The organism is Methyloceanibacter marginalis (genome assembly GCF_001723295.1).
Lineage (GTDB): Bacteria > Pseudomonadota > Alphaproteobacteria > Rhizobiales > Methyloligellaceae > Methyloceanibacter > Methyloceanibacter marginalis.
The window spans coordinates 1-4092 of sequence record NZ_LPWD01000435.1 but is presented as its reverse complement, the minus strand read 5'-3'; the positions used below and the strand labels follow the sequence as shown (position 1 = coordinate 4092).

At 65.0% G+C, this 4092-nt stretch carries 3 protein-coding genes; all 3 read left to right on the top strand.

Annotated features, from left to right (window positions below):
* Positions 1–953 (top strand): sulfite reductase subunit alpha (locus AUC71_RS15170; protein ID WP_141701755.1); only part of this gene is annotated, 953 nt, incomplete at its 5' end.
* A gap of 10 nt (positions 954–963) precedes the next feature.
* Positions 964–3672 carry a nitrate reductase gene (locus AUC71_RS15165; protein WP_069624915.1) on the top strand — a complete coding sequence of 903 codons (2709 nt, stop codon included), beginning with the start codon at positions 964–966 and terminating at the stop codon, positions 3670–3672.
* Positions 3673–3820: 148 nt separating this feature from the next.
* Positions 3821–4092 (top strand): hypothetical protein (locus AUC71_RS15160; RefSeq protein ID WP_204376754.1); only part of this gene is annotated, 272 nt, incomplete at its 3' end.

Sequence of the window (4092 nt, the reverse complement as noted above, 5' to 3'; positions counted from 1 at the left end):
ACGACCCGGCGCTGGCCGACGCGATCATTGCGGCAATCGGCGCGCCGCCCGACTTTCCGGTCATGGACAAGACCTTCCGGGAGGTCTTGATCGAGGATACGTCGTTGTCGCCGGCGCCCGATGAGTTGTTCGAGCTGATCTCGTATCTCACCGGCGGGTCGCGGCGGCAGAAGGCCAAGGCTCTGGCAAAAGGCGAGGACCCGGACGGGGATGCCGAAACTCTCGACGTACTGGAGGCGCTCGAGAAATTCCCGGGCATCCATCCGGACCCGGAGGCCTTCATCGAGGCGCTCGAGCCGCTCCAGCCGCGACTTTATTCGATCTCATCGTCGCCCAAAGCGGAGCCGGGCAAGGTCTGCCTTACCGTGGATGCGGTGCGCTACAGCCTGCGCGATCGCCTGCGCCAAGGGGTCGCGTCCACGTTCCTAGATGGGCGCGTGGCGACGGGCGACACATTGAAAGTCTATGTGCAGAAGGCGCATGGCTTCGCGCTGCCGGAGAATGGCGACACGCCTATCATCATGGTCGGGCCCGGCACGGGCATCGCGCCGTTCCGTGCCTTCTTGCAAGAGCGGTTGGCCACAAAAGCGAGCGGTGGGGCATGGCTGTTCTTCGGCCATCAACGGAGCACATGCGACTTCTTCTATCAGGACGAGCTTGAAGGCCTGCAAAGCGCAGGCGCGCTGTCGCGACTGTCGCTCGCCTGGTCCCGCGACGGCGACAAGAAAGTCTATGTGCAAGACAAGATGCGCGAGGAGGCGGATGAACTCTACGCCTGGCTTGAGCGCGGCGCGCATTTCTATGTGTGCGGCGACGCGCAGCGCATGGCCAAGGACGTCGACACGGCGTTGGTCGATATCGTCGCCAACGGCGCCAAAGTGTCGCCCGAAGAAGCGCGCGCCCATGTCGACGCGCTGCGCGCATCGGGCCGTTACCAGACCGATGTGTACTAGGGCGCAGCACATGGATTTGTCCCTCACCGTCCCGCCGATCCGCACCACGTGTCCCTATTGCGGCGTGGGATGCGGTGTGCTGGCGAGCCCCAACGGCAACGGCGGCACGACTATCGCGGGCGACCCCGAGCACCCCGCGAATTTCGGTCGGCTGTGCTCCAAGGGCTCGGCGCTTGGCGAAACGCTGAGCTTCGACGGCCGGTTGCTCCATCCCATGATGCGGGAAGCAAACGGCCGCATGTCGCAAGTCTCATGGGATGCCGCGCTCGGCCGTGTCGCCGCAGGCTTCCGCGAAACCATGAAGCGTCATGGACCGGAGTCCATCGCCTTCTACGTTTCGGGACAGTTGCTGACCGAAGACTACTACGTCGCCAACAAGCTGATGAAGGGCTTCCTCGGCTCGGGCAATATCGACACCAATTCGCGGCTGTGCATGGCCTCGTCCGTGGCCGGTCACAAGCGCGCCTTCGGCGCCGACACCGTGCCCGGCGCCTACGAGGATCTCGATAACGCGGAGTTGCTCGTGCTCGTGGGCTCGAACGCCGCCTGGTGTCATCCGATCCTGCATCAGCGCATGGTCAGAACCCGGCAGACGCGCGGCGCGCGCATCGTCGTCATCGATCCGCGGCGCACGGCGACGGCGGAGGACGCCGACCTTGTGCTGCAGATCGCACCGGGCACGGATGGTGTGCTGTTCTCAGGGTTATTGGCGCATGTCGCCGCCAAGAAAGCGCTCGACGGCGATTTCATCGGTGCGCACACCAGCGGATTTGCCGCGGCGCTCGACCTTGCCGAGGCGATAGCGCCCGATCCCGACATGGTTGCCCGAGCGGTGCGGGTCGCGCGCAAGGACGTGGCCACCTTCTTCGACTGGTTTCGTGTCACGGAGAAGGTGGTCACGCTGTATTCGCAAGGCGTGAACCAGTCGGCGCAAGGCACCGACAAGGTCAACGCGATCATCAACTGCCACCTTGCCACGGGCCGGGTCGGGCGTGCCGGTATGGGGCCATTCTCGCTCACCGGCCAGCCCAACGCCATGGGCGGGCGCGAGACCGGCGGCCTTGCCAATCAACTCGCCGCGCATATGGACTTCGAGCCCGAGTGCGTGGACCGGGTGCGGCGGTTCTGGAACGCGCCGGCCATGGCGAGGACGCCGGGGCTGAAGGCCGTCGATTTGTTCGAGGCGGTCGAGGCGGGCCGCATCAAGGCGTTGTGGATCATGGCGACGAACCCGGCCGTGAGCCTGCCGCGCGCCGATGCCATGCGGGACGCGCTAGGCAAGCTCGACCTGTTCGTGGTGTCGGAAGCCGTGGCGTCCAACGATACGCTCGCGGCGCGCCCCATGGTGCTGCTCCCGGCCGCGACCTGGGGCGAGAAGGACGGCAGCGTCACCAATTCTGAGCGGCGCATCTCGCGGCAGCGCGCCTTTCTCGTACCGCCGGGCGAGGCGAAGCCCGATTGGTGGATCGTCTGCGAGGTGGCGAAGCGCTTAGGGTTCGGCCGGGCCTTCGCCTATCACTATGCTTACGAGATCTTCCGCGAGCATGCGGCGTTATCGGCCTTCGAAAATGACGGCACGCGTGATTTCGACCTCTCAGGCCTGAGCAACCTCACGCCGGCAGACTACAACGAGCTTGCGCCTGTCCAATGGCCGGTCCGCGATTCCAAGAGTAAGGGCCAGGCGCGGCTTTTCGGAGATGGCCGGTTCTTCACGCCGGACGCTAAAGCGCGCTTCGTGACGATCGATCCTCCCGCGCTCGCCGAGATGCCTGCACACGCGTTCCCCTATCTGCTCAACACGGGGCGCGTGCGCGATCATTGGCATACCATGACACGCACGGGTAAGTCGCCGCGCCTCAGCGGTCATATCGACGAGCCTTTCGTGGAAATCTCGCCCGCCGGCGCCGCTGCGTCCAACCTCGCCGACGGTAGCCTTGCGCGGCTGACCTCGGCCCATGGCAGCGCGGTTCTGCGCGTGAAAGTCGGCGAAGGGCAGCGCGACGGCGAACTCTTTGCGCCGATCCACTGGAACGGCGAGACCGCGTCTCATGGGCGGCTCGGTGCGCTCGTGCATCAGGCGCGCGATCCGCATTCTGGGCAACCCGACCTGAAAGCGACACCGGTCTCGATCGCGCCGGTCGATTTCGCCGCGCATGGCTTTCTGCTGTCGCGGAACCCAATTCTATTGCCGGATGAGTTTTGGTGGGCGCGCGCCGCCGTCTATGGTGGCACGCTGACGCGCTTTGCCACAAACGTGGGCGCCAAAGGCTGGGAGTCTTTGGCCCACCAACTGCTGGGTGCCGACGGGGCGTTCATCGAGCTCCGGGACGATATGCAGCACACCTACCGCGCCGCCAGCTTGCGCGACGCGCGGCTTCAGGCTTGCGTCTATCTCGCTTCGGGCGCCGCAGAACTGCCTGGCCTCGACTGGCTCAAGCGGCAGTTAGGCGCAGACAAACTCGATGGGACGGCGCGCAAGGCATTGCTCGCCGGACGTGCGCCCGACGACACCGGCGACATGGGTCCCACGATCTGTGCCTGCTTCGGCGTCGGACTCACCGCCATCCATGACCTGATCGCAAGCGGTGAGGCCGTTTCCGTAGAGGCGGTAGGGCTGCATCTCAAGGCGGGCACCAATTGCGGGTCCTGTCAGCCGGAAATCAAGAAGCTCATAACGACAATCATTGGGGGACGCGTCTCTGCGGAGGCTCAATCGTGAAGTCGGCGGCGGAGAGAACTCAGCGTTCGTCGCCGTCTTCGACGCAACAAGAAAGCAGAGGCGTTGGGTGGCAAGAATGTCAGGTTCAAATTCGCGGGGAATGTGGAAGGCGTCCAGGTCCGCCGTGGCCGGATCATGGTTCGTTGGCTTGGCAATAGCTTTCGGCTCGGCGGCGTTCGCCCAGAGCCCCGATTACGATCCGCAGCAAGGAGCGCCGACCCGCTATCAGGCGCCCCATGAGGGCTTCTTCAAGGGCAAGTTCTGGACCGACACGCGCTATCGCTATGAGTATGTGGACCAAGCCAACCTGACGAAGGACGCGCGCGCTTCGACCTTGCGGAACAAGACCGGCGTCGAGTCTGGCTTCTTCCATGGCTTCCGCGCCGGCGTCGAAGGCGAGTTCGTCGTCGAGCTCGGGCC